General features: G+C 67.9%; 26 protein-coding genes, 1 tRNA gene and 1 pseudogene. 14 read left to right on the plus strand and 14 right to left on the minus strand.

What is annotated here, in order from left to right; translation table 11 throughout:
* Window positions 1–43 precede the first annotated feature (43 nt).
* Window positions 44–598 (plus strand): annotated as a pseudogene (locus CA236_RS19330) (c-type cytochrome); the annotation flags it as partial.
* A 79-nt stretch (window positions 599–677) separates the two neighbouring features.
* Here the strand turns inward: CA236_RS19330 and CA236_RS09265 are convergent.
* The 6 genes from CA236_RS09265 to CA236_RS09290 all read right to left on the minus strand — a co-directional run bounded on the left by CA236_RS09265 (window position 678) and on the right by CA236_RS09290 (window position 4,560).
* Entirely contained in the window at window positions 678–1,337 is a 660-nt protein-coding gene (locus CA236_RS09265) for a cytochrome b (RefSeq protein ID WP_125945381.1), read from the minus strand.
* Window positions 1,334–2,080 (minus strand): cytochrome c oxidase assembly protein, encoded by a 747-nt coding sequence (locus CA236_RS09270; RefSeq protein ID WP_125945382.1) that lies wholly within the window; start codon window positions 2,078–2,080, stop codon window positions 1,334–1,336. Before CA236_RS09270 ends, CA236_RS09265 begins: the two co-directional genes overlap by 4 nt.
* A gap of 42 nt (window positions 2,081–2,122) precedes the next feature.
* Window positions 2,123–2,833, minus strand: coding sequence for a peptidylprolyl isomerase (locus CA236_RS09275; protein ID WP_125945441.1), 711 nt, complete (start codon window positions 2,831–2,833; stop codon window positions 2,123–2,125).
* 88 nt (window positions 2,834–2,921) lie between these two features.
* Window positions 2,922–3,428 carry a pantetheine-phosphate adenylyltransferase gene (gene coaD, locus CA236_RS09280; RefSeq protein WP_046409351.1) on the minus strand — a complete coding sequence of 169 codons (507 nt, stop codon included), beginning with the start codon at window positions 3,426–3,428 and terminating at the stop codon, window positions 2,922–2,924.
* 2 nt (window positions 3,429–3,430) lie between these two features.
* Window positions 3,431–4,327 carry a polyprenyl synthetase family protein gene (locus tag CA236_RS09285; protein WP_125945383.1) on the minus strand — a complete coding sequence of 299 codons (897 nt, stop codon included), beginning with the start codon at window positions 4,325–4,327 and terminating at the stop codon, window positions 3,431–3,433.
* Window positions 4,324–4,560, minus strand: a complete 237-nt coding sequence (locus CA236_RS09290; RefSeq protein WP_125945384.1) for an exodeoxyribonuclease VII small subunit — start codon at window positions 4,558–4,560, stop codon at window positions 4,324–4,326. Before CA236_RS09290 ends, CA236_RS09285 begins: the two co-directional genes overlap by 4 nt.
* 131 nt (window positions 4,561–4,691) lie before the next feature.
* Between CA236_RS09290 and CA236_RS09295 the strand changes: the two genes are divergently transcribed.
* The 8 genes from CA236_RS09295 to pal all read left to right on the plus strand — a co-directional run bounded on the left by CA236_RS09295 (window position 4,692) and on the right by pal (window position 11,855).
* A complete protein-coding gene (locus CA236_RS09295) occupies window positions 4,692–6,050 on the plus strand; it encodes an NAD-dependent succinate-semialdehyde dehydrogenase (RefSeq protein ID WP_125945442.1) in 1,359 nt (452 codons plus the stop codon).
* A gap of 100 nt (window positions 6,051–6,150) precedes the next feature.
* Window positions 6,151–7,035: a hypothetical protein gene (locus tag CA236_RS09300; RefSeq protein WP_125945385.1), complete on the plus strand. Its 885-nt coding sequence runs from the start codon at window positions 6,151–6,153 to the stop codon at window positions 7,033–7,035.
* Window positions 7,036–7,087: 52 nt separating this feature from the next.
* Window positions 7,088–7,555: a tol-pal system-associated acyl-CoA thioesterase gene (gene ybgC / locus CA236_RS09305; protein WP_046406696.1), complete on the plus strand. Its 468-nt coding sequence runs from the start codon at window positions 7,088–7,090 to the stop codon at window positions 7,553–7,555.
* The gene (gene tolQ, locus CA236_RS09310; protein WP_125945386.1) at window positions 7,552–8,244 is read left to right on the plus strand and encodes a protein TolQ; all 693 of its coding nucleotides are present in this window, start codon (window positions 7,552–7,554) and stop codon (window positions 8,242–8,244) included. Before ybgC ends, tolQ begins: the two co-directional genes overlap by 4 nt.
* Before the next feature lie 44 nt (window positions 8,245–8,288).
* Window positions 8,289–8,720 carry a protein TolR gene (gene tolR / locus CA236_RS09315; protein ID WP_125945387.1) on the plus strand — a complete coding sequence of 144 codons (432 nt, stop codon included), beginning with the start codon at window positions 8,289–8,291 and terminating at the stop codon, window positions 8,718–8,720.
* Between the two features lie 5 nt (window positions 8,721–8,725).
* Window positions 8,726–9,805 carry a cell envelope integrity protein TolA gene (tolA, locus tag CA236_RS09320; protein WP_125945443.1) on the plus strand — a complete coding sequence of 360 codons (1,080 nt, stop codon included), beginning with the start codon at window positions 8,726–8,728 and terminating at the stop codon, window positions 9,803–9,805.
* A 107-nt stretch (window positions 9,806–9,912) separates the two neighbouring features.
* Complete coding sequence (gene tolB, locus CA236_RS09325; protein ID WP_241212594.1) at window positions 9,913–11,277, plus strand: Tol-Pal system beta propeller repeat protein TolB; 1,365 nt, start codon at window positions 9,913–9,915, stop codon at window positions 11,275–11,277.
* Window positions 11,278–11,336: 59 nt separating this feature from the next.
* Window positions 11,337–11,855: a peptidoglycan-associated lipoprotein Pal gene (gene pal / locus CA236_RS09330; RefSeq protein ID WP_046406691.1), complete on the plus strand. Its 519-nt coding sequence runs from the start codon at window positions 11,337–11,339 to the stop codon at window positions 11,853–11,855.
* Window positions 11,856–11,974: 119 nt separating this feature from the next.
* On the opposite strand, the gene CA236_RS09335 is transcribed toward pal, so the two are convergent.
* From CA236_RS09335 to CA236_RS09370, 8 genes are all read right to left on the minus strand, one after another.
* The gene (locus CA236_RS09335; protein ID WP_125945388.1) at window positions 11,975–12,181 is read right to left on the minus strand and encodes a Trm112 family protein; all 207 of its coding nucleotides are present in this window, start codon (window positions 12,179–12,181) and stop codon (window positions 11,975–11,977) included.
* On the minus strand, window positions 12,178–12,795 hold the full coding sequence (locus CA236_RS09340; protein ID WP_125945389.1) for an LON peptidase substrate-binding domain-containing protein: 618 nt from the start codon (window positions 12,793–12,795) through the stop codon (window positions 12,178–12,180). Before CA236_RS09340 ends, CA236_RS09335 begins: the two co-directional genes overlap by 4 nt.
* Window positions 12,792–13,688, minus strand: a complete 897-nt coding sequence (locus CA236_RS09345) for a tetratricopeptide repeat protein (RefSeq protein ID WP_125945445.1) — start codon at window positions 13,686–13,688, stop codon at window positions 12,792–12,794. Before CA236_RS09345 ends, CA236_RS09340 begins: the two co-directional genes overlap by 4 nt.
* A 110-nt stretch (window positions 13,689–13,798) precedes the next feature.
* Complete coding sequence (locus tag CA236_RS09350; protein WP_125945446.1) at window positions 13,799–14,641, minus strand: TorF family putative porin; 843 nt, start codon at window positions 14,639–14,641, stop codon at window positions 13,799–13,801.
* A 178-nt stretch (window positions 14,642–14,819) separates the two neighbouring features.
* Window positions 14,820–16,349: a SulP family inorganic anion transporter gene (locus CA236_RS09355; protein ID WP_046406683.1), complete on the minus strand. Its 1,530-nt coding sequence runs from the start codon at window positions 16,347–16,349 to the stop codon at window positions 14,820–14,822.
* A complete protein-coding gene (locus CA236_RS09360; RefSeq protein ID WP_046406681.1) occupies window positions 16,349–17,047 on the minus strand; it encodes a carbonic anhydrase in 699 nt (232 codons plus the stop codon). Before CA236_RS09360 ends, CA236_RS09355 begins: the two co-directional genes overlap by 1 nt.
* Before the next feature lie 90 nt (window positions 17,048–17,137).
* Window positions 17,138–18,457: an ATP-binding protein gene (locus CA236_RS09365; RefSeq protein WP_125945390.1), complete on the minus strand. Its 1,320-nt coding sequence runs from the start codon at window positions 18,455–18,457 to the stop codon at window positions 17,138–17,140.
* Window positions 18,454–19,164 carry a response regulator transcription factor gene (locus tag CA236_RS09370; protein ID WP_046406678.1) on the minus strand — a complete coding sequence of 237 codons (711 nt, stop codon included), beginning with the start codon at window positions 19,162–19,164 and terminating at the stop codon, window positions 18,454–18,456. The genes CA236_RS09365 and CA236_RS09370 overlap by 4 nt, the downstream gene beginning before the upstream one ends.
* Before the next feature lie 152 nt (window positions 19,165–19,316).
* On the opposite strand from CA236_RS09370, the gene CA236_RS09375 reads away from it, so the two are divergent.
* The 5 genes from CA236_RS09375 to CA236_RS09395 all read left to right on the plus strand — a co-directional run bounded on the left by CA236_RS09375 (window position 19,317) and on the right by CA236_RS09395 (window position 22,497).
* A tRNA-Gly gene (locus CA236_RS09375) sits at window positions 19,317–19,391 on the plus strand.
* Window positions 19,392–19,546: 155 nt separating this feature from the next.
* Window positions 19,547–20,347, plus strand: a complete 801-nt coding sequence (locus tag CA236_RS09380; RefSeq protein WP_125945391.1) for a DUF72 domain-containing protein — start codon at window positions 19,547–19,549, stop codon at window positions 20,345–20,347.
* 59 nt (window positions 20,348–20,406) lie between these two features.
* Entirely contained in the window at window positions 20,407–20,868 is a 462-nt protein-coding gene (locus CA236_RS09385; protein WP_125945392.1) for a GNAT family N-acetyltransferase, read from the plus strand.
* 64 nt (window positions 20,869–20,932) lie between these two features.
* Window positions 20,933–21,985 (plus strand): SAM-dependent methyltransferase, encoded by a 1,053-nt coding sequence (locus tag CA236_RS09390; protein ID WP_125945393.1) that lies wholly within the window; start codon window positions 20,933–20,935, stop codon window positions 21,983–21,985.
* The gene (locus CA236_RS09395; protein WP_125945394.1) at window positions 21,982–22,497 is read left to right on the plus strand and encodes an N-acetyltransferase; all 516 of its coding nucleotides are present in this window, start codon (window positions 21,982–21,984) and stop codon (window positions 22,495–22,497) included. The genes CA236_RS09390 and CA236_RS09395 overlap by 4 nt, the downstream gene beginning before the upstream one ends.

The raw sequence follows: 22,497 nt of genomic DNA on the forward strand, positions 1-22,497 counted from the left end.
TCGTTTCGGAACCGATCGGATCGGCGGAGGTTCCGAGGAAGCGATGATTACGGCTGCACCCTCCCGGCGACGGCCGCTCGCCGGCCTTGCGTTTCTGTTGCTGGCGGCGTGCGGGACGGCGGACCGGACGGCGGCCGACCGCTTCGTCGAGACCGGGCAATTGGTGGCGCTGAGCGGCGGCGATGCCGGTGCGGCGAGCGCGTGCCTGGTGTGTCACGGCGTCGATGGGCGCGGCAATGGCGCGGGCGCGCCGCGGCTGGCGGGGCTGGACCTCGGCTATCTGACCGCGCAGCTGGAGGCCTATGCCAGCGGGCGGCGCAAGAATGCCGAGATGGAGTGGATCGCCAAGCGGCTGACCCCGGCCGACCGGCAGACGGTGTCGGCTTATTATGCCGCCATGCCCTATCAGCCGGCGGCGGCTGCGGCGGCTGCGGCGGGTGCGGCGGGGGCCAGCGCGAACACCGGGCCGGCGGCGCTGCTGTACCAGCGCGGCGATGCGGCGCGCGGCCTTCAGCCATGCGCGGTGTGTCACGGTGCGGCGGGCGAAGGCGTGGGTGCGGGCAATCCGGCGCTGGGCGGGCAGCCGGCGGGCTATCTGTCGGAGCAGCTGATCGCGTGGCAGAAGAGCGAGCGGCGCAACGATCCGGGCAATGTTATGCTGGAGATCAGCCGCAAGCTCACGCCGGGCGAGGTTGCCGGTCTCGGTGCTTATGCGTCCGGTCTCCCTGGGGGTCTTCCTCGTCCGGGATCTCCGGCAGCATCCCGCTCAGCACATCGTGACGATCCCAGAAATGATGCTTCAGCGCCGCGCCCACGTGGAGCGGAATGACGAGGAACAGCGCGAACACCACCGCGAGGTGAACGTCCTCCGCCACGTCCATGATCTGCCAGCGCAAGGTCAGCGGCATGTCGCCGAGCGGGAAGGGCGGCCAGGGGACGACACCGGCGAGATAGAGCGGACCGGGCTCCGCGATCGCCGACCACATCACCCAGCCGCTGATCGGCAAGAGGAAGAAGGTGGCGTAGAAGATATAGTGGATGACGACCGAGACGGTCGTCTGCCAGCCCTGCTTGTCGGCGTCGTTGATCGGGCCGGGGACGGCGAGGCGCCAGGCGAAGCGCGCCAGCGCCAGCAGGATCACGGCGAGCCCGGCGGCGCTGTGCACCTGATAGGCGGCAAGCTTGTCCTCGCCCACCGGCAGCCGGCTCATCGACCAGCCCCAGCCGAGCTGGAACAGGATCAGGAAGGCCATGATCCAGTGGAAGGCGATGCCGACCGGGGAATAACGGCCGCGTTCGGTGTGGCCGCGGGCCCATTCGCGCAGCTGGCGGATCATCGCGGTGCCACCTCACGCTCCTCCGCGACGAACCAGCGCGCGAGCAGCCACAGCGCGCCGCCGAGGTAGAGGCCGGCGGCGGGCGCCCACATGATGAGGCCGGCGAGCTGCTGATCCTCCAGCGGGGAGAAGCCCCACGCCTGGGTGGTGAGATAATGCGGGGCGTAGAGCGCGCCGCTGTTGAACACGAGCAGCGCGCCGAGCAGCCCCATCTGCACCATCATCGCCAGCAGGGCGGCAATGCCCATCGGCATGGGGGCGGTGCGGATATGCGCCCACATGCCCCAGGCGGTGACGAGCAGGCTCGCCTGCATCAGCCAGTAAGCGGCGTTGCTCGACAGCGCCCAGGCATAAGCGGGCGGCGCATGCCAGACCCAGAAGGCGAGCGTGTGCGCGACGGTCCATAGCGCGAGCCCGCCGCGCGGCGGGCGGACGGTGGAGGCAAGCGCGATCGCGAGCAGCGGCGCGACCAGCGCGGTCAGCAGCACATGATGGACGGTGCGCGCGGCAAAGAGCGCGGAGGTGAGCGCGCAGAGCGGGGAGACGAAAAGGAGGAGGCACAGGGCCAGCGCGGCGGCGAAGGCCTGTCGCTGCGACGCGCTGGCGCCGGGGCGCCGGTAGAAGGCGAGCGCCGCAAGCAGCAGCGCCGCGAGCAGGATCGGATCGCCGTTCCAGCGCCCGATCAGCGTGTCAGGAAGCGGCGCGATGCCGCAATAAGGTAGCCAGGCCGCCGCCTGATTCACGTCATCTTCCCCCGTCCGCTGGCGCAGTGAACGAGGAAGAGACTATCGACGCGGGCGCGAGTTCCGTGCAGGCGCCGCTGGCTTTGTTCCGGGCAGCGTCACCGGCGCCTCCTGCGTCACCGGCGCGGGGGCCGCCTCGGCGCGAAAGGGCGGAGGGTTATCGGCGGCGATATAGGCGTGGAGGATGCGCGTCGGGTTGGCCGGCGGCTCGCCCTTTTCGATCGCGTCGACATATTGCATGCCCTCAAGCACGCGGCCGAACACGGTGTATTTCCCGTCGAGGCTGAGCCGCGGCATCAGCATGATGTAGAACTGACTGTTGGCGCTGTTTTCATCCTGCGCGCGTGCCGCCGCGACCGCGCCGCGCACGTGCGGCAGGTAATTGAACTCCGCCTTCACGTCGGGGAGGTCCGAGCCGCCGGTGCCGTCGCCCTGCGGATCGCCGCCCTGCGCCATGAAGCCGTCGATGACGCGGTGGAAGGTCAGGCCGTCGTAGAATTTGCGGCGCGTCAGGTTCTTGATCCGGCGCACCATGTCGGGCGCGACGTCGGGGCGCAGCCAGATCGACACGCGCCCGCCGCTCGACAGGTCGAGCAGCCAGGTGTTTTCGAGATCGGTGGTGGGCGGCGGGGTATAGCGCTGCTTCGTCGCCTGTCCTGCCTTGGCCGCTTCCTCCATCGCCTTGCTCTGGGCCATGGCCGGGCCGGCGAGCAGCGTGGCGGCCAGCATCGCAATCAATCCAACAAAGCGCATCGTCATCCCAACCCGATCGTGTCAGCAGCGCCCTAAACTAGATCGCGGCTTGCGCCAATCTGAACCGGGGTGCGCCGTTGCCGGAAACCTATTGTCCGCCGCGCCGCCCGGTCTGTTCCACACGTGCAACGACTTCGTCGCGCACGGCGGGGCTCACGAACTTGCTGATGTCGCCGTTGAAACGGGCGATTTCCTTGACCAGCCGGCTGGCGATCGGCTGCAACGCCACATCGGCCATCAGGAAGACCGTTTCGATCCGGTCATTCAACTGCTGGTTCATCCCGGCCATCTGATATTCATATTCGAAATCGGCCACTGCGCGCAGCCCGCGCACGATCATGCTGGCGCCTTCGCGCTCGGCGAAATCCATCAGCAGCAGATCGAAACTGACGACGCGGATGTCGGCGTCGAGCCCGGCGCATTCGCGCTCCACCTGCGCCATCCGCTCCTCAAGCGAGAACATCGGGCTTTTCGACGGATTGGTCGTGACGCCGATGACCAGCCGGTCGACCAGCTTCGCGCCGCGCCGGATGATGTCCATGTGGCCCAGCGTGATCGGGTCGAACGTCCCCGGGTAAACACCGATTCTCGCCATGCTCAATGATCCCTTGAAAGCACGAAGCGCGCGATGTCGCGGAGCAGGTCGGCCTCGGGGCCGTAGCTGCGCAGGTGCGCAATCGCCTGATCCACCAGCATCCGGCACCGCTCCCGTGCCGCATCCACCCCGAGGAGCGAGACAAAGGTTTCCTTGCCCGCCCCGTCATCCTTGCGCAGCTTCTTTCCGGCCAGCGCTTCATCCCCCTCCACGTCGAGCAGGTCGTCGACGATCTGGAAGGCAAGTCCGATATCGCGGGCATAGCCGCGCAAATGTGTGCGCCCCTCGGGCGGGATGCGGCCGAGGATCGCCCCTGCCTCCACCGCGGCGAGAATCAGCGCGCCGGTCTTCATCGCCTGCAGCCGGGTGACGGTGGCAAGGTCGAAGCTGGCGCGTTCCGCCTCCAGATCCATCATCTGGCCACCGGCCATGCCGGCGGGGCCGGCGGCGCGCGACAGATCGAGCACCAGTTCGGCGCGGACGAAGGGATCGGGATGGGTGGCGGGATCGGCCAGCACCTCGAACGCCAGCGCGTGGAGGCAGTCGCCGGCGAGGATCGCGGTCGCCTCGTCAAACTGCTTGTGCACGGTGGGACGGCCGCGACGCATGTCGTCATTGTCCATCGCCGGCAGATCGTCGTGGATCAGCGAATAGACATGGATCGCCTCCAGCGCGAGCGCGACGCGCCCGGCACAGTCCATGTCGCAGTTGAACAGCCGCGCGGTGGCGACGACCAGCAGCGGGCGCAGCCGCTTGCCACCATCGATCGCGGCGTGGCGCATCGCGCGATAGAGGTCGGCGCGGGGATCGTCCGGCACCGCCAGCAACGCATCGAAGCGCGCGTCGATGTCGCGCGCGGTATCGGCCAGTGCCGCCGAAAGCGTCGGGGTGAGGGTCATCCGGCGGTGAAGGGTGTCGTCGTGGCGCGGCCCTCGGCGTCAAGCCGGATCGCCTCGATCCGGGCCTGCGCGGCATCGAGCCGTTCGGCACAGCGCGCCCGCAGCTGATTGCCGCGTTCGTACAAGGCGATTGCATCCGCAAGCGGCGTATCGCCGGATTCAAGGCGCGCTACGATCGCTTCGAGCTCTTTGAGCGCGGCCTCGAACGTCAGGCTGTCGACGGGCGTGTCCATGGCGGTGCTATGGGACAGGCGCGGGCGAGGGGTCAAGCAGGCGCGGCGCCGCGGGGCGGCCGGTGCGACAGGACGAGGCAATAGGGGGAATGGCGGAGGATACGGGCGTGCGCGCGATCGTTTCAGGCGGCATGTTCCAGAGCATCAATCCCGCCACCGGCGCGCCCGGCGCCACCCATCCCGAACACACCGACGCGGAGGTGGAAATGCACGTCGCCCGCGCGCATGCCTTCTGGGCGGAATGGCGCACCACCGACCTGAAAACGCGCACCGACCTGCTGGCGCGGATCGCCGAGGCGTTCGAGGCGGACAAGCGCAGGCTGGGCGAACTTGCGACGCAGGAGATGGGCAAGACGCTGAAATCCGCCATCGCCGAGGTGGAGAAATGCGCGGCGGCGTTCCGCTATTATGCGCAGAACGGGCCGGGGATGCTGGCACCCCGCACGGTCGACGTGCCGGGCGGCAAGGCGACGAGCCATTACCTGCCGATCGGCGCGGTGCTGGCGGTGATGCCGTGGAATTTTCCATACTGGCAGGTGGTCCGCTGGCTGGCGCCGACGATCCTGGCGGGGAATGTCGGGCTGCTGAAACATGCCTCGCTGTGCCAAGGCGTCGCCGCCGCGATCGAGGAAACGGTGATCGCTGCCGGGGCGCCGGCCGGACTGTTCCAGAATGTGGCGATCAGGAGCGGCAAAGTCGGCGCGCTGATCGCCGATGACCGGATCGCGGCAGTGACGCTAACCGGCAGCGAGGGCGCCGGCGCGAAGGTCGCCGAGGCGGCGGGCGCCGCGCTGAAGAAGGTGGTGCTGGAACTGGGCGGATCGGATCCGTTCATCGTCATGCCGTCGGCCGACCTCGACGCGGCGGCGAAGGCGGCGGTGACGGCGCGCACCCAGAATACCGGCCAGTCGTGCATCTGTGCCAAGCGGATGATCGTCCACGCCGATGTGTATGACGCGTTCCTCGAGCGCTTCTCGGCGGGCATGAAGGCGGTGGTCGCCGGCGACCCAATGGATGCGGCGACCGACATGGGGCCGCTGTCGAGCGAGGAGCAGCGCCAGACGGTGATCGACCAGCTGGCGCAGATCGAGGCGGCGGGCGGTCGGCTGCTGCTGGGCGGCGAGCCGCTGCCGGGGAAGGGCGCCTTCATGTCGGCGGGCATCCTGGTCGATGTGCCGATCGATCATCCCGCCGCGCAGGAAGAATTGTTCGGGCCCGTTGCGATGCTGTTCCGCGCCGAGGACATCAACGCCGCGATCGCGCTGGCCAATGACGTGCCCTTCGGCCTTGGCGCGTCGGTGTGGACCAGCGACCCGGCCGAGCAGGAGCGCTTCACCCGCGACATTGCCTCGGGAATGATGGCGGTGAACAAGATGCTCGCCTCCACCCCCGAGGCGCCGTTCGGGGGGATCAAGAAATCGGGCCACGGCCGCGAACTGGGTGCCTATGGCCTGCACGAATTCATGAACCTGAAGACCGTGTTCGACTGACGCGCGGCGCGAGGTGGCGGCTCATCGCATCCTTTACTCCGCGTTTACCTTCCGGGCGCAGACCCGTGGCAACGGGAATCCGGGGGAGAACGGAGCCGCCATGTCACGCGTTACACAAGCCATCGTTGCCACGGCCGCCATTGCGGCGCTGGCCGCCTGCGCCACGCGCACCAAGGAAGTGGCCGTTGCCACCCCGCCACCAGCGTCCGCCCCGGTGCCGGTCTATGTCACGCCGGCGATCACGCCGATCAACCGCGGCCTCTCTCCCGCGGCGACCGTGTGGCACATGCGGGTCGCACTGAACGTCGCGGCGCTGGCGTGCCGGGGGGCGCAGGGGAACCAGATCGTGGAGGGCTATCGCACGCTGCTGACCAACCAGAAGGCGGCGCTGGCCACAGCGGAAACCGCGCTGGAGAGCCAGTATCGCGCAATGGGTGGCGACTGGCAGGACCGCTATGACGACGCGATGACGCGGCTGTACAATTTCTTCTCCCAGGCGCCGGCGCGTGACCCGTTCTGCACCGCGGCGGCAGCGACGCTGACCGAGGCGGAGCGGCTGGGGCCCAACGAGCTGCAGGCCTTTGCCGCCGCGGTGCTGCCGACGCTGGATGCGCCGTTCGCCGAAATGCTGGCACCGCGCCCAGTGATCGCGCTGGCGGCGCAGACGTCTGCACCCGCGCCAGCGCCGGTTGTCGGCGCGGTTGCCGCCACCGCGGCGCCCGCGGCGGCGATTGCCGCGCGCCCGGCGCCGGTGGCGGTGTCGGGGACGAGCATCAGCGCGGTTCCTGCGCTGGCGACGGCCCCGGCGGTGGTGACGCCGGCAGTGGCGGTGCGCGCGGCGACACCGGCAGCGCCTGCACCGGCCAGCGCAGCCCGCACGACAGCGGCGTTGCCGGCCGTGGCGACCCGTGCGGCGGCGGCCCCGGTGGCGGTCGGCACGCGTGCGCCGCGGATCGAGGTCGATCCGGCGGTTCTTCAGGACTGACCACCCGCCACGGGACTGTTCGCGACGATCCGCTTCGGTTAACAGGCCGGTAATGGAGACCGGCCGCATCGATCAGCCTGTTGAAGGCCGCTTCGTCGGGGTCGAACATCGCCTGCCGATCCGCGTCTATTTCGAAGACACGGACCTGTCGGGCATCGTGTACCACGCCAATTACCTGCGCTTCATGGAACGCGGGCGATCGGACATGCTGCGGCTGGCCGGGATCGACCAGCGCGCGGTGCATGAAGCGGGCGAGGGTGCCTATGCCGTCACCAGCCTGGCGATCCGCTATCGCGCGCCGGCACGGCTGGACGATGCACTGGTCGTCGTCACGCGAGTAACCGAGGTGCGCGCGGCCAGCGTTTCCATTCATCAACGAGTCATGCGCGACGCGCTTGTGCTGGCCGACGCGGATGTCGTCGCGGCGCTGGTGGCACCGTCGGGGCGACCCCGGCGGCAACCGCGTGACTGGATCGAACGTTTCGGCGCACTTGCCGACAAGGGGGACTTGAGGCCTTGAACCCGTTCTTCAATACCGACGCTGCTACCCTGTCGCCCATCGCCCTGTTCCTGCAGGCCGATTTCGTGGTGAAGGGCGTGATGTTCGGCCTGCTCGCTGCCAGCATCTGGACCTGGGCGATCATCTTTTCCTTCTGGCGCAAGCTGGGCCGGACGCGGAAGGCGACCGAGAAGTTCGAGCGCGATTTCTGGAAGGCGGACGATGTCGACGCCTTCTACAAGACGCGCGCCGAAGAGGATCTGCCGAGCGCCCGCGTCTTTGCCGCCGGCGTCGCCGAATGGCGGCGATCGACGCAGGGATCGGTGATCGATCGCGGCGGCACGCGCGAGCGGCTGGCGACCACCATGGGCGCGGCGGTCGCCAACGATATCGACAATCTGTCGGACCGGCTGAACGTGCTGGCGACGGTCGGCTCGGTCGCGCCGTTCGTCGGCCTGTTCGGCACGGTGTGGGGCATCATGCGCAGCTTCACCAGCATCGCCAGCCAGCAGAATACGAGCCTCGCCGTCGTCGCGCCTGGCATCGCCGAGGCGCTGTTCGCGACCGCGATCGGGCTTTTCGCGGCCATTCCGGCGGTGATCGCCTACAATCGCTTCAGCCACAGCATCAACCGGATCGAGGCACGGCTGAACCGCTTTGCCGACGGCTTCCACGCGACGCTGTCGCGCCAGCTCGATCGCGAGCGGTGAGCATGATGCCGTCGATCGATCACGCCGTGCAGGAGGGCTGAGCCATGGCGATGCAGCTACCCTCGCAGCGATCCGGCGGGCGCCGCGCACCGATGGCGGAGATCAACGTCACGCCGCTGGTCGACGTGATGCTGGTGCTGCTGATCATCTTCATGGTCACTGCGCCGCTGCTGACCGCGGGCGTGCCGGTGAACCTGCCCGACAGCCGCGCCAAGCCGCTGGACCAGGACAAGGAGCCGACCGAAATCTCGCTCGACGCCGATGGCCGGATCTTCATCGCCAAGGACGAAATAGCGGCCGACGCGCTGCCCGCGCGGCTGGACGCGATTGCCGCCGAATCCGGCGAGGGTGATCCGCCGCAAGTATATCTGCGTGCCGACCGTGCGCTGGATTACGGGCAGGTGATGCGCGTGATGGGCGAGCTGAACCGCGCCGGGCTGAACCGCGTCGCGCTGGTGACGATCGGGGACGAATGACCCGGATGGACCGGTCGGAACGCATCGGGCTGGGACTTGCGCTGGCAGGACATCTGATCCTGTTCGGGTTGCTGTCGGTCGGCTTCCTGGCGACGCCCAATCCCGAAAAACTGAAGCAGCAGCCGATCGAGGTGAGCCTGGTCAAGGACGTCGGGCTGGAGGCAACGGCGCCGCAAGCGGTGGAGGAGCCGGCACAGTCGGTCGCGCCCGAGACGGGCGAGCCGGACGATGCCGCGCCGCCCGCCCCGGCGGAGCCCGAACCCGCGCCGGCGCCCGCACCCGCGCCGCCCCAACCTGCGCCCAAGCCGGCGCCCCCCGCGCCTGCGCCCAAGGCCGCACCGAAGGCGGAGCCCAAGCCAAAGCCCGCGCCGCCCAAGCCGCAGCCGGCCCCTAAGCCGGTTGAGAAGCCCAAGCCTGCGCCCAAGCCCAAGGCGAATCCGGCGGCCGAGCGCGAGGCGGCGAAGAAGGCGGCTGCCGCGGAGGCAGCGGCCAAGGAAGCAGCGGCCAAGGCGAAGGCAGCGGCCGATGCGAAGGCGAAAGCCGCGGCGGACGCCAAGGCCAAGGCAGCGGCGGACGCAAAGGCGGCGGCGGATGCCAAGGCCAAGGCGGCAGCGGCAGCCAAGGCGCGCGGATCGGGATCGGACAGCGGATCCAAGGCTGCGCGGCCCAAGGGCGGCCGGCTGGGCGACGATTTCCTGAAGGGGCTGAGCACCGAGAAGTCGACCAGCCGCAGCCAGACGCCGCGCGCGGCGAAGATCGACGGCGCGGCGCTCGCCTCCATCGTCCAGGCGATCGCGCGACAGATCCAGCCGTGCGCCGATCGCCAGGTCGACCCAGGCCCCGGCGCGAACGAGATCGTCACGACCCTGAACCTCATGCTCAATGAGAATGGCACGCTGGCGGCGACGCCGACGATGGTGCGTCAGACCGGGGTCACGCCGCAGAACGAGCGTTATGCGCAGCGCGTGAAGGACCTGGGCATTGCCGCGTTCAAGGGCTGTTCACCGTTGAAGCTGCCACCGGAATATTACGACACGCCCAATGGCGGCTGGAACAACATCAACTTCAAATGGAAGCTGCGGTGATGACCGATCACGATTTTGACCGTCACGGGCCGCTTGGGCGTTCGCCGGCACCCGCGCGCGCCGATGCGCCTTCCCGCCGGATGCGCGCCGGCGCGATGGCGCTGTTCATGACGCTGCTGGCGACGACCGCCTCGGCGCAGGACGTGCCGCCGACGCCGCTCAACGTGCCCGCACCAGCGACTGCGGCGGCGCCGGCGCAGACCACGGGCGGCCCGCTGGAGGTCGACGTGACGGGCGGCATTTCCGCGCCGATGCCGATCGCAATCCCGTACATGCCGCCCGCCACGGTGGTGCAGACGCCGGCGGGATCGACCGACGCGCTGGGACGGCAGCTGGCCGAGATCGTCACCAACGATCTGCGCAATTCGGGGCTGTTCTCGCCGTTGCCGCCGGCACAGCTGCGCGCGGTCATGTTCCCCGAGGTGCAGAGCCCGGCGTTCAGTTACTGGGGCGGGACGGGCGCGCAGGCGCTGGTGCAGGGCTATATCCGCGCCAATGGCGACGGGACGCTGACGGTCGGCTGCTATCTGTACGACGTGTCGGCGCAGACCGAGCTGATGCGCCAGGGCTTCGTCGTGCCGCCGTCCGACTGGCGGCGCGCGGCGCACAAATGCGCCGACATGGTCTATACCCGCCTGACCGGCGAGGGGCCGTATTTCGACAGCCGCGTCGTGTACGTGTCGGAGACCGGGCCCAAGGACAAGCGCATCAAGCGGCTGTCGATCATGGACCAGGATGGCGCCAACCACCGTTTCCTGACCAACGGCCAGTCGATCGTGCTGACGCCGCGCTTCTCGCCCAATCAGCAGTCGATCGTGTACATGAGCTATGTCGGGCGTGTGCCGGGCATCTATGTCTATGAGATCGGCAGCGGGCGGCAGCGGCTGGTGGTGCAGAATGTCGCGACGACCTTCGCGCCGCGCTTCTCGCCCGATGGGCGCTGGATCCTGTTCTCGATGGCGACGGGCGGCAACACCGACCTTTATCGTGTGCCCGCCGCCGGCGGCACGCCGCAGCGGCTGACCAATTCGCCGGGCATCGACACCGGCGGCAGCTATTCGCCCGACGGCAGCAAGATCGTGTTCGAGAGCGACCGGTCCGGCGGCCAGCAATTGTATGTGATGAACGCCGATGGTTCGAACCAGCAGCGCATCAGCTTCGGCGGTGGGCGCTATGGTACGCCGGCATGGAGCCCGCGCGGCGACATGATCGCCTTCACGCGCATGTCTGGCGGATTCCGCATCGGCATCATGAACGCCAATGGCGGGGGCGAGAAGATCCTGACCAACGGCTGGCATGACGAGGGGCCGAGCTGGGCCCCCAACGGCCGGGTGCTGATGTTCTACCGCTCCGCGCAGGGACGCAGCGGCAAGGCGGACCTGTGGTCGGTCGACCTGACGGGCGTCAACGAACGCCGCGTGCCGACCCCGCTCGACGGGTCGGACCCGTCATGGGGTCCGCTTCGGCCATAAAGTTGTTACTGGATACTGTTACCTGGGGGGCAACGGGGCAGAAAATGGGAGAAAAGAGAATGGCCAGACTAACGACCACCATCCTGCTCGCGACGGCATTGGTGACCACTGCGGCCTGTTCCAAGAAGCGGCCGGAAGTGCTGCCGCCGGCGCCGGGCGAGGCGCCGACGACGGGCCAGACCGGCCAGACGGGGCCGGTGGATGGCGTAGTGACGCCGGGTTCGGCCGAGGATTTCAAGCGCTCCGTCACCAGCGACACGGTCAATTTCGGGCTGGACCAATATGACATCGACGGTACCGCGCGCGGCATCCTCGACAGCCAGGTCGTGTGGCTGCAGCGTTACCCGAACGTGCGCGTGACGATCGAGGGCCATGCCGACGAGCGCGGCACGCGCGAATACAACCTCGCGCTGGGCGATCGCCGCGCCAATGCGGCGAAGAACTACCTCGTCGCGCGCGGCGTGTCGCCGAGCCGCATCACCACGATCAGCTATGGCAAGGAGCGTCCGCTGGCGCTTGGCTCGGACGAGGAGAGCTGGGCACAGAACCGCCGTGCGGTGACGGTGGTGCTGAACTGATCCGCCGGGGCGAGCGCGCGCGATCGGGCGCGCTGCTCGCCTGCGGTCATGCAAAGGGCGCCGGTGCCAGTCGCGCCGGCGACCTTTTTTGCGCCTGAACGTCCGGCCGGCTGGGCCGATCAGTCGGTTGTGGTCGGCGCGATCGGGCGGGCTTCCTCGACCAGCAGAACAGGTACGCCATCGCGAATCCGATAGGCGAGGCCCGCGGCGGCGGAGACAAGCTCGCCAGCCGCCGCGTCCAGCACCAGCGGGGTGCGCGTGACGGGGCAGACCAGCCGTTCGAGCAGCCAGGGATCGATCGTCGCTGCCGGCTTGTCTCCGGTCATTGCAGCGTCACCCGGTCATCGCCGTCGTGGCGGCCGAAGAATTGCATGAGCTGCACGATCAGGTCGGCGCGTATCTTGATGCCGTCCGCCTCGAGCAGCGCCTGCTTGGCGGCGACGTCGAAGGGGGCGATCTGCGCAATCCCGTTGACGAGGCTCTGGTCGTCGAGCCGGGCGACCGCTTCCCAGTCGACGGCATAGCCCTGATGATCGGCGAAACGGCGTGCCTCCAGTTCCAGCGCGGAGCGTTCGCCCAAGGACAGCGTCTCGGGCTCGGGCTCGGGCAGCAGCGTCGCCTCGACCTGACGGAACAGGGTGGCGACATCGAGCTCGCGCTCGATGCGGAACAGGGCGACGCCCTCAAGCACCAAGTTGGAGCGGCCATCGTCCAGCATCTCGATATCGGCGATCCGCCCGACGCAGCCGATGTCGTAGAGCGCCGGCTTGTCGCCAGCGCCCGCCTCCATCATCCGCGGCTGGACCATGCCGATCCGCCGGTCGCGGGCCATCGCGTCCGAGATCATCGCGCGGTAGCGCGGCTCGAAAATGTGCAGCGGCAGGTGCATGCCCGGGAAGAGGAGGGCGCCCGGCAGGGGGAAGATGGAGAGCCGGGTCATCCGAACAGGATGGCGGACAGCCGGCGGCGCTGCGCCGACACCCACGGATCCTCCAGCCCGACGACCTCGAACAGTTTCAGCAGCTGCTGCCGCGCCGCGCCCTCGTTCCAGTCACGCTCGCTGGCGATGATGGCGAGGAGGTTGTCGGCGGCGGCATCGCGGTTGCCCGCCGCCATCTGCGCATTGGCGAGGTCGAAGCGCGCCTGATGATCGTCCGGGTTGGCGGCGACGGCGGCCTCAAGCGGGGCGAGGTCATCGACGACAGGAGCCGATTGAGCGAGCGCCAAAGCGGCACGGGCGCGTTCGATGTCGGGGCGCTTGGCGACCTCCTCCGGCAGCGTATCGAGCATCGCCTGCGCCTCGTCATGCGCGCCGACGGCGACCAGCGCGCGGATGCGGCCGGACAGGACGGCGGGATGCTCGGGCGCCATTTCGACGAGCTGGTCGAAGATCGACAGCGCGCGTTCGGCATCGCCCTCGGTCAGTACCTGTTCGCCCATCGCGATCAGCGGCTCCAGCTCCGCCTCCTGCGACTGCGCCTCGCCTTGGATCGGGAGCTGGCGCAGGAGCTGGTCGAGCATCGTGCGGAGCGCCGATTCGGTGCGTGCGCTGGTCAGGTCGGCGACCAGCTGACCCTGGAACATCGCATAGACGGTCGGGATCGAGCGGATCTGGAATTGCGAGGCGATGAACTGGTTCTTGTCGGTATCGACCTTGGCCAGCACGACACCCTTGTCGGCGTATGCGGCGGCGACCTTTTCCAGGACCGGGGTCAGCGCCTTGCACGGGCCGCACCATTCGGCCCAGAAATCGATAATGACGAGCTTCGTCATCGACGGCTCGACCACATCCGTGCGGAACGCCTGGACGGCTTCCTTTTCCGCGGCACTCATTCCCAGCGTAGCCAAGGGCTGCTCCCGATTGATGGTTCGCGCCCTTATGTGGGGACGGGCGAGGGGAAGCAAACCCCCCGCCCGCCGCTAAAGCACAAGTTCAGGGCGGATCAGAACGCCGCAGCGACCGAGAAGACCACCTGATCCGAATCGATCCGGCTGCCGTTCTTGGTGGAGGAGAAATTGGGCTGGAGATACGCGATCTCGCGCTTCTTCAGGTTGGTGTCGACGAACGCGACGCCCAGCGTGAGCGGCGTGTTGGGGACCGCAAAGTCCAGCCCGATCATATAGTCGAGATATTTGCCGGTCGGCGCGATGCTGGTGCCATTGGGGCCGAGGCCGCGGTTGCCGTCGGAAAAGCCGATATGCGCCTTGGCGGTGAGCGGCGTCGAGGGGATGCCGACCGAGCCGTCGACCCAGAGGTAGAGATTGTCCTCCTTGTCGCCCGGATCGTTGTAGATCCCCGCGGCCGCATCGGCGCCGGAGAAATACCAGCGGCCGAGCGCCTGCTGCTGGGGCGCATAGGCGATACCGGTGAGGAGGGTAACGGGGCCGAGCGTGCCCGAGACCTTCACATAAGGTTCGGCAAAGTCGGTCTTGTTGGCGCCGCCGGGGTACATGTACCAGGTGAGGCCGACGTCGAGGTTGACACCCGGCGACACTTCGGTGGCAAAGCCGCCGATGAGGTCGAGTTCCATGTTGGAACCGCCAAACGTGCCCCAGCCGGCGAGGTTGGATGCCCAGACGCCGGCATAAACGCCGCTTTCGTGGCTGACGGTGATCCCGCCCTGGATCGCCATCTCCTTGTCGGTCTGCGACACGCCGCGATAGCGATAGTCGGAGACAAGGGCGACGCTGCCACTGACGGTGATGGGCTTGGGAGGCTCTTCCTGGGCCTGAGCGGGAAGAGCGGCGACCGCGAGGAGCGCGGCAGGCAGATACTTCAGAAACATCATGGAACCTCCTGTTGGCAGAGGCTCCTCCTGCTTCCGGTCCGCTTGCGCTCCTCCTCCCTCTAAGGGAGCGGTCGCTCGCTGGCCGGACACCTTGACGCTATCGCAGCAAAATGAATGTAATATTGCTGGATTGCGTCAAAGTGTTTCCGGGTGGGTCGTTGTTAGTGGTTGATGGTCAGACCGCGAGCGCGGCGATGCGCCCGCGCTGGCCGCGCAATTCGACTGGCGTACCAGCCGCCTTGCGACGCTGGAACCAGTCACGCAGCAATTCCGCCGACGTATGGTCCACCGCATCGAGCTTCGACACGTCGAGGCGGACCGGGGCGCCTGCGGGCACGCGATCGAGCGTGGCCGACAGCTTGGGCAGGGTGACGAAGGTCGCCGCGCCGTCCAGCGAAATGGCGTGCGATTCGCCCTCCTGCTGCTCGAACACGCGCAGGCGGAGGCGGCGCAGGTTGGGCACCAGTTCCAGCACCGTCAGGCCGATGCCGACCAGAACGCCGGTCAGCAGATCGGTGGCGACCACCATGATCAGCGTCGCGGCCCAGATCACGACCGGCAGGACGCCATAGTCACGATACAGGTGCTGCGCATGCTTCAGGCTGACCAGGCGCCAGCCAGTGACGACCAGCACCGCGCCCAGCGACGCCATCGGGATGGCGCGCAGCAGCCACGGCAGCAGCGCGACGAAGCCGAGGATCCAGACGCCGTGCAGGATCGCCGACGACCGGGTGACAGCGCCGGCCTGCACATTGGCGGACGAACGCACGATCACGCCCGTCATCGGCAGCGAGCCGGCGAAACCGCACAGGAGGTTGCCGATGCCCTGCGCGCGCAGTTCCTTGTTATAGTCGGTGCGCACGCCGTCGTGCATCTTGTCGACCGCGGCTGCCGACAGCAGCGTTTCGGCCGAGGCGATGAAGGCGATGGCGACCGCGGCGGTCAGGATGGCCGGTTCGGCGAAACGGCCCAGGAAGCCGCTTTCGGGCGGGGTGATCGCGCCGATGATCGATTCGGGAACGACGACCTTGGCGACGTCGAGGCCGAGGATGACGGTGAGCAGCGTCGCCGCAACGACGCCGACGAGCGCGCCCGGCACGAGGCGCAACGATTTCGGGCGGAATTTCTCCCAGCCGACCATGCCGCCGATGGTGAGCAGCGCGATCATGAAGGCGAGTTCGGTGGCGCGCAGGTCCGACGACAGGCCGAGCAGGCGCCCCGGCATCGCTGCCAGATTCTCGAGGCCCGACGACAGCGGCTTGTGATCGAACAGCACGTGGAACTGGCCGACGACGATCAGCACGCCGATGCCCGCAAGCATGCCGTGGACCACTGCCGGGCTGATCGCGCGGAACCATCCGCCGAGGCGGAAGATGCCGGCGACCACCTGAATCCCGCCAGCGAGAATCAGGATCGGACCCAGTGCCGACAGGCCAAGATCACGCACCAGTTCGAAGACGATGACCGCGAGGCCAGCGGCGGGGCCCGACACCTGAAGCGGGGAACCCGCCAGCGCACCGACGACGATGCCGCCGATGATGCCGGTGATCAGGCCCTTTTCCGGTGCCACGCCAGAAGCGATCGCGATGCCCATGCAAAGGGGCATCGCGACGAGGAAGACCACGATCGAGGCGGTGAAGTCCCGACCGAAGAACTTCAATGAAGGTATGGAGACGCCAGGGCGCTCGATCGCATCCTGTCTCATTACTCGGCTGCCTCTTGCATGATGAAGTCAGCCGCCAGGCGCTTCCCGGCGGGAAGGGCGACCGGCAGCGGCTTGTCGGCACGGACGGCCTCGAACCGCGAGGTTTCGCCGTTCAGCGCCAGCATCTGGCCATTGTGGATGTCGACGAACCAGCCGTGCAGCGCGATCTCGCCGCGCGCGATGCCGGCGGCGACCGACGGATGGGTGCGCAGGTGCGCGAGCTGAACCACGACGTTCTCGAGGCTGATCGCGCGGATGCGGGCGCCATCCTCCAGTTCGGTATAGCTTGAATCGACGACCTGGCGGGCGGCGGAGCCGTGACGCAGCCAGGCGGCGACGTTGGGCATCGGCTCAAGCTTCGCCGGATCGCCAGCCAGGCCCTTCATCGCGCCGCAATCGGAGTGACCGCAGACAATGATGTCGCGGATGCCGAGAGCCGCGATGGCGTATTCGACCGTGGAGGTGACGCCGCCATTCTGTGTCGCGTAAGGCGGCACAATGTTGCCGGCGTTGCGGCAGACGAACAGGTCGCCCGGCTGCGCCTGCATGATCTGCTCAGGCACAATACGCGAATCCGCGCAGCTGATGATCAGCGCCTTTGGTTCCTGCCCATGATTGGCGAGCTTCGAATAAAGCGCGCGGCTATCTTCATAGACCTTCTTTTCGAAGTCGAAGACGCGGCCGATGAGTTCGTTCACGGGGCTGCTCCTAAAAAAACTGGAACAGCTTATTTAGTTGCTGCGCTTTTCTGGACCGCAGCGCCAACGTTACATTTAATGTCTGGTGGATCAGGCGAGGCGGGTGATGGGTAAGGTGACCGTGGCCACCAATCCGCCGCTGGCGCGGTTGGACAGCATCAGCTGCCCACCCTCTGCCGCGATCGCCTGCACGACGATCGGCAGGCCGAGTCCGAAGCCAACCGTGTCGCGCCCGCGCGCCGGGTCGAGCCGCACGAACGGTTCGAGCACCGCGTCCATCTGGTTTTCGGGAATGCCCGGCCCGTCATCCATCACGCGAATCGTCACCACCCCGTCGCCCGGTTCCAGCACGACGGTGACCCGCTCCCCATAATGGAGCGCATTTTCGACGAGGTTGGTCAGCGCGCGCTTCATGGCGAGGCGACGCAGCCGCAGCTCGAAATGGTCGGGGCCGACATAGGTCGCCTCATGACCGCGGTCGGTCGCGTCATCGACCAGCGTCGCGCACAGCACGGCGAGATCGAGCGCGGTGGGCTTCTCCGGATCGCTATCGCCGCCCAGGAAGGCGAGCAGCGACGCAATCATCGCCTCCATTTCGGACACGTCCTGCCCGATCGCGGCGCGCACCTCGTCGCTGGGAATCGATTCGGTGCGCAGCCGCAGCCGGGCAAGCGGGGTGCGCAGGTCGTGGCCGACCGCGGCGAGCGACTGGGTGCGCGCCTCGATCAGCGCGGCGATTCGCGCCTGCATCCGGTTGAACGCCGTGACCAGTCGCCGAACCTCACGCGGGCCGTCCTCCGGGACCGAGCCGACCTCATAATGGCCGACACGATCAGCCGCCTCCGCCAGTTGCTTGAGCGGTTTGAGCGTCCGGCGCAGCATCAGGCCGCCGAGAATCATCAGCGCGACCGCCGGGACCAGCCCCAGCAGCACGCGTTCATAGGCGAAGTCGAGCTTCGCCACCGCCTCCAGCGTGCGGAATTGCAGCCAGCTGCCATCGCGCAGCCGCAGCGCCCCCATCACCTTGGAATTGCGCGCCGGCGCGATCAGCCGGAGCCGGATGTCGCCGGTGCGCAAGGCCGGCTCCCACTCGACAATCTGGCGGCGCATCGGATCGAGCGCGGGATCGGGGGCGGGCGGTACCAACGTGGCATCGTGCCACTGCACTTCGTAGCGATCGGTGGTCAGCTCGTTCGCCAGCGCCGGCCGCTGCGACGCCGAGCGATCCTCCATCAGCCGGCGGGTGATGACGAGATGTTCGGCGAGGCGCCGTGCCTCGTCATCCCGGACGGAAAACTCGCTCGCCCGCTCGTACAGCGCGGTCGACACGCCGAACTCGATGACCATGGTGAGGAGGAGAATCGCGACGACCTGCCCGAGCAGGCCGACGGAGGGGATCCAGCGCCTCAACTGCGCTCCACGGGAACGTTGAGCATGTAGCCGACGCCGCGCACGGTGACGATCGGGGCCTGTTCGCCCGCGCTCGACAGCTTGCGCCGCAGCCGGCTGACCAGCACGTCGATCGAGCGGTCCGAACTGTCGCCGAGGCGTGTGCGCGACAATTCGATCAGGCGTTCGCGCGCGATCACGCGCTGCGCATGATCGGCAAGCGCCACCAGCAGATCGAATTCCGCGCCGGTCAGGTCGACAGAGGCGCCGGTCGGCGAGGTCAGCTCACGGCGCGGCAGGTTCACCGTCCAGCCTTCGAAGCGGAGCATGCCATGGTCGCCCTCACCCGAGCGGCGATCGAGCGCCGGACGGCGCAGCACGGCGCGCACGCGCGCGACGAGCTCGCGCACGCCGAACGGCTTGGCGATGTAATCGTCCGCGCCAAGCTCCAGCCCGACCACGCGATCGGTTTCGCTGGAGCGCGCCGACATGAAGATGATCGGCACGTCGCTTTTCTGGCGCAGCGATCGACACAGATCGATCCCGCTGGTGCCCGGCAACATGATATCGAGCAGCACGAGATCGACCGGGCCCGAATCAAGCGCGAGCCACATTTCGGGCGCGGCCGAGGCGGGCCGGACGTTGAAGCCGTTTTCCTGGAGCGCGCGAGCGGTGAGCATACGCAGCGCCGGATCGTCCTCCACGAGCAATATGGTAGGGGCGGTCATGCAAGGGGCGGACTAAAGGGGAAGGGCCGCTTCGGTCAATGTTTCAGACGGTGACGTAACGTTTCTGAATATTTTGGGGTTGCAGGGTCAAAAAGTCGCTGCTAGTGGCCGCGCCTCACCCAGCCCGGAAGCATCCGGGACACGGCGCCAGAGCGGGCGTAGCTCAGGGGTAGAGCACAACCTTGCCAAGGTTGGGGTCGAGGGTTCGAATCCCTTCGCCCGCTCCAGTCGCTGCCAATCAGGGCAGCGACCCAGCGAGAATGATCTCGCGCCAATCATCAGCACAGCCCGCCACATCATTGGATGTCGCGACTTGTTTCGCGGGCGCAGCGCGTTTCGCGGGCGGGGTTCGCTTGGGCGTCCGGCGCGCTACACATCGGGCATGACGGATGCACCGATTCGCGTTGGCATTGGCGGCTGGACCTTCGAGCCCTGGCGCGGAACCTTCTATCCCCCGAAATGGCCGATCAAGCGCGAGCTGGAATATGCCGCGAGCCATCTCACCGCGATCGAGGTGAACGGCACCTTCTACTCCAGCTTCAAGCCGGCGACCTTTGCCGGCTGGGCCAAGACGGCGCCCGACGGCTTCGTCTTTGCGCTGAAGGCGTCGCGCTATTGCGTGACGCGCAAGGTGCTGGCGGAGGCGGGCGAATCCGTTGCGCGATTCGTTGGACAGGGGATCGTCGAGCTGGGCGACCGGCTGGGGCCGATCCTGTGGCAATTCGCCGCCACGCGAAAATTCGATGCGCAGGATTTCGCCGCTTTCCTGGCGCTGTTGCCGGCGGCGCATGAGGGCGTCGCGCTGCGTCACGCGGTGCAGGTGCGACACGACAGTTTCGCGGTGCCCGAGTTCGTTGCGCTGTGCCGCGCGGCGGGCGTCGCCATCGTGTTCGGTGATTCGGCGAGCTATCCCGCGATCGCCGATGTGTCGGGTGACTTCGTCTATGCCCGGCTGGAAAATGCGGTGGAGGAGGAGCCGGCCGGCTATGCCCCCGCTGCGCTCGACCGCTGGACGCAGGTGGCGCGTGGCTGGGCGGCGGGCCAGCAGCCGGAGGGGCTGCCCTATGTCGCGGCAGAGCCAGCGCCGGTGCGGCCGCGCGAGACATTCGTGTTCTTCATCAACGGCGCCAAGGTGCGCGCGCCGCATGGGGCGATGGCGATGATCGATCGGCTGGCGACCTGAACGGCAAGGGGGATCCCATTGCCATCAATCTTCCGGCTAAACCCATTCGCGCGGATATCATGCCCAGTCAGCCCATCATCATCCGCCCTTTCGCCGGAGCAGCCGACACGACGACATTGTCGCAGGTCTGGCTCGACGCCTGCCTGATCGCCCATTCCTTCATCGGGGAGCAGCGCCTGATCGAGCAGCGTTCGCTGATCGAGGACCAGTACCTTCCGCATTCCGAGACATGGGTGGCGACGATCGAGGGCGCCCCGGTCGGGTTCATCAGCCTGCTCGATTCCTTTGTCGGTGGGCTCTTCGTGGCGCCGCAGATGCAGGGGCGGGGAATCGGCCGCCGGTTGATCGACCATGCGATGGCGCTGCGGGGCGAGTTGGAACTGGACGTCTATGTCCTGAACGCGGCAGCGATGCGTTTCTATCGGCGGATCGGCTTTCAGGAGGTGTCGCGGCGGGTGGTGGACGACGAGGGCATGCCGTTCGAGAATGCGCGCCTGCGCCTGGCTGGTGCCGCCGCCTGAGCAATGCCTGCCCGTATGCGCCCGGGTTGCGGCGCGCGGCGGCGGCGGGCATGTCGCCGGGCTGATGAGTGACCCCGCCGTTCCCGCTTCGCCCGACCCGATGGAGGGCAACCTTCCCGAACGCCTCGCCCGCGCGATCGCGCTGGGCGGGCCGATCCCGGTCAGCCAGTTCATGGCCGCCGCCAACGCGCATTATTATGCGACGCGTGACCCGCTGGGCGCGGAGGGTGATTTCACCACCGCGCCCGAGATCAGCCAGATGTTCGGCGAGCTGATCGGCCTGTGGGCCGCCGACCTGTGGGACCGCGCAGGACGGCCCGAGGTGCGCTGGGTGGAATTGGGGCCGGGGCGCGGCACGTTGACCGCGGATGCCTTGCGCGCCGCTGCAAAGGCCGGCTTCACCCCGCCGGTTCACTTCGTCGAGACCAGCCCAACGCTGCGCACGCGGCAGGCGGCGGCGGTGCCGCAGGCGGTGTGGCATGACGATGTCGAGGACCTGCCGACCGATCGCCCGCTGATCATCATCGCCAATGAATTCTTCGACGCGTTGCCGATCCGCCAGCTGGTGCGCGGGCCGGCGGGATGGCGCGAGCGGCTGGTCGCCTGCCAAGACACGTTGTTCCTGCCGATCGGCGGCGCGACCGTTCCGGACAGCATCATTCCCGAGCATCTGCGCGATTCGCCGGTTGGTGCGATCATCGAGACCTCGCCCGCCAGCGTGGGGATCATGCGCGTGCTCGCCGCGCGGATCGTGGCGCAGGGCGGCGCGCTGCTCGCAATCGATTATGGCTATGAGGGCCCGGCGGTAGGCGAGACGCTGCAGGCGGTGCGCGGCCACGATTTTGCCAATCCGTTCGAGGAGCCGGGCGACCGCGATCTGACCGCGCATGTCGATTTCGCGACGCTGGGCATGGTGGGGACGGCGAGCGGCGCGATCGTTTCCGGGCCCGTGGGACAGGGCGATTTCCTGACGCGGCTGGGCATCGATGCGCGCGCCGCGGCGCTGGGGCCCAGGGTGGCGCCGGATCGCGAGCGGCTGGTCGTCGCCATGGGCACCTTGTTCAAGGTGCTGGCGATGCGCCATCCCGACTGGCCCAAGCCGGCCGGTTTCGCATGATCGACTATCGCCCGGCGACGCCCGCCGACGCCGAGCCGCTCGACACGATGGCACGCGCGGTGTGGCTGGCGACCTTTGGCCATTCGGCGCCCGCAGACGACATCGCGGCTTATGTGGCGCAGCATTATGGCGCGGCGGGAACGCTGCGCCGCCAGTTGCTCGACCCCGCGTTCGACTTCCAGCTGGCGGTCGATGGCGCGGGGGTGGTCGGTTATTGCAAGCTGGGGCCGACCTTCTTTGCGGGCGAGGTGCCGACCGACGACGCGCTTCATCTCCACCAATTGTACGTCGATCCCGCGCGGCATGGCAGCGGCGTGGCCGCCCGGCTGCTCGACTGGGCTTATGACGTCGCGCGCAGCCGCGAAAAGAGCGCGGTCCTGCTGACCGTCTGGGAAGAAAATGGCCGAGCGCGCGCCTTTTACGCCAAGCACGGCTTCGTCCATGTCGGCGATTATGCGTTCCAGACCGGGTCGCAGATCGACCGCGACCTCATCATGCGGCGCGAATTGTGA

Source organism: Sphingomonas sp. ABOLG (assembly GCF_003950435.1).
GTDB classification, from domain to species: domain Bacteria; phylum Pseudomonadota; class Alphaproteobacteria; order Sphingomonadales; family Sphingomonadaceae; genus Sphingomonas; species Sphingomonas panaciterrae.

Coding starts and splice junctions, on each gene's coding strand:
- CA236_RS09380 (WP_125945391.1), top strand. CDS start 19,547: ATGACGGATGCACCGATTCGCGTTGGCATTGGCGGCTGGACCTTCGAG.
- CA236_RS09355 (WP_046406683.1), bottom strand. CDS start 16,349: ATGAGACAGGATGCGATCGAGCGCCCTGGCGTCTCCATACCTTCATTG.
- CA236_RS09390 (WP_125945393.1), top strand. CDS start 20,933: ATGAGTGACCCCGCCGTTCCCGCTTCGCCCGACCCGATGGAGGGCAAC.
- CA236_RS09295 (WP_125945442.1), top strand. CDS start 4,692: ATGTTCCAGAGCATCAATCCCGCCACCGGCGCGCCCGGCGCCACCCAT.
- ybgC (WP_046406696.1), top strand. CDS start 7,088: ATGGAGACCGGCCGCATCGATCAGCCTGTTGAAGGCCGCTTCGTCGGG.
- CA236_RS09350 (WP_125945446.1), bottom strand. CDS start 14,641: ATGTTTCTGAAGTATCTGCCTGCCGCGCTCCTCGCGGTCGCCGCTCTT.
- CA236_RS09290 (WP_125945384.1), bottom strand. CDS start 4,560: ATGGACACGCCCGTCGACAGCCTGACGTTCGAGGCCGCGCTCAAAGAG.
- CA236_RS09265 (WP_125945381.1), bottom strand. CDS start 1,337: ATGATCCGCCAGCTGCGCGAATGGGCCCGCGGCCACACCGAACGCGGC.
- CA236_RS09345 (WP_125945445.1), bottom strand. CDS start 13,688: ATGAGTGCCGCGGAAAAGGAAGCCGTCCAGGCGTTCCGCACGGATGTG.
- CA236_RS09370 (WP_046406678.1), bottom strand. CDS start 19,164: ATGACCGCCCCTACCATATTGCTCGTGGAGGACGATCCGGCGCTGCGT.
- CA236_RS09275 (WP_125945441.1), bottom strand. CDS start 2,833: ATGCGCTTTGTTGGATTGATTGCGATGCTGGCCGCCACGCTGCTCGCC.
- CA236_RS09335 (WP_125945388.1), bottom strand. CDS start 12,181: ATGACCGGAGACAAGCCGGCAGCGACGATCGATCCCTGGCTGCTCGAA.
- tolR (WP_125945387.1), top strand. CDS start 8,289: ATGGCGATGCAGCTACCCTCGCAGCGATCCGGCGGGCGCCGCGCACCG.
- CA236_RS09285 (WP_125945383.1), bottom strand. CDS start 4,327: ATGACCCTCACCCCGACGCTTTCGGCGGCACTGGCCGATACCGCGCGC.
- CA236_RS09340 (WP_125945389.1), bottom strand. CDS start 12,795: ATGACCCGGCTCTCCATCTTCCCCCTGCCGGGCGCCCTCCTCTTCCCG.
- CA236_RS09385 (WP_125945392.1), top strand. CDS start 20,407: ATGCCCAGTCAGCCCATCATCATCCGCCCTTTCGCCGGAGCAGCCGAC.
- CA236_RS09300 (WP_125945385.1), top strand. CDS start 6,151: ATGTCACGCGTTACACAAGCCATCGTTGCCACGGCCGCCATTGCGGCG.
- tolB (WP_241212594.1), top strand. CDS start 9,913: ATGACGCTGCTGGCGACGACCGCCTCGGCGCAGGACGTGCCGCCGACG.
- tolA (WP_125945443.1), top strand. CDS start 8,726: ATGGACCGGTCGGAACGCATCGGGCTGGGACTTGCGCTGGCAGGACAT.
- CA236_RS09395 (WP_125945394.1), top strand. CDS start 21,982: ATGATCGACTATCGCCCGGCGACGCCCGCCGACGCCGAGCCGCTCGAC.
- pal (WP_046406691.1), top strand. CDS start 11,337: ATGGCCAGACTAACGACCACCATCCTGCTCGCGACGGCATTGGTGACC.
- coaD (WP_046409351.1), bottom strand. CDS start 3,428: ATGGCGAGAATCGGTGTTTACCCGGGGACGTTCGACCCGATCACGCTG.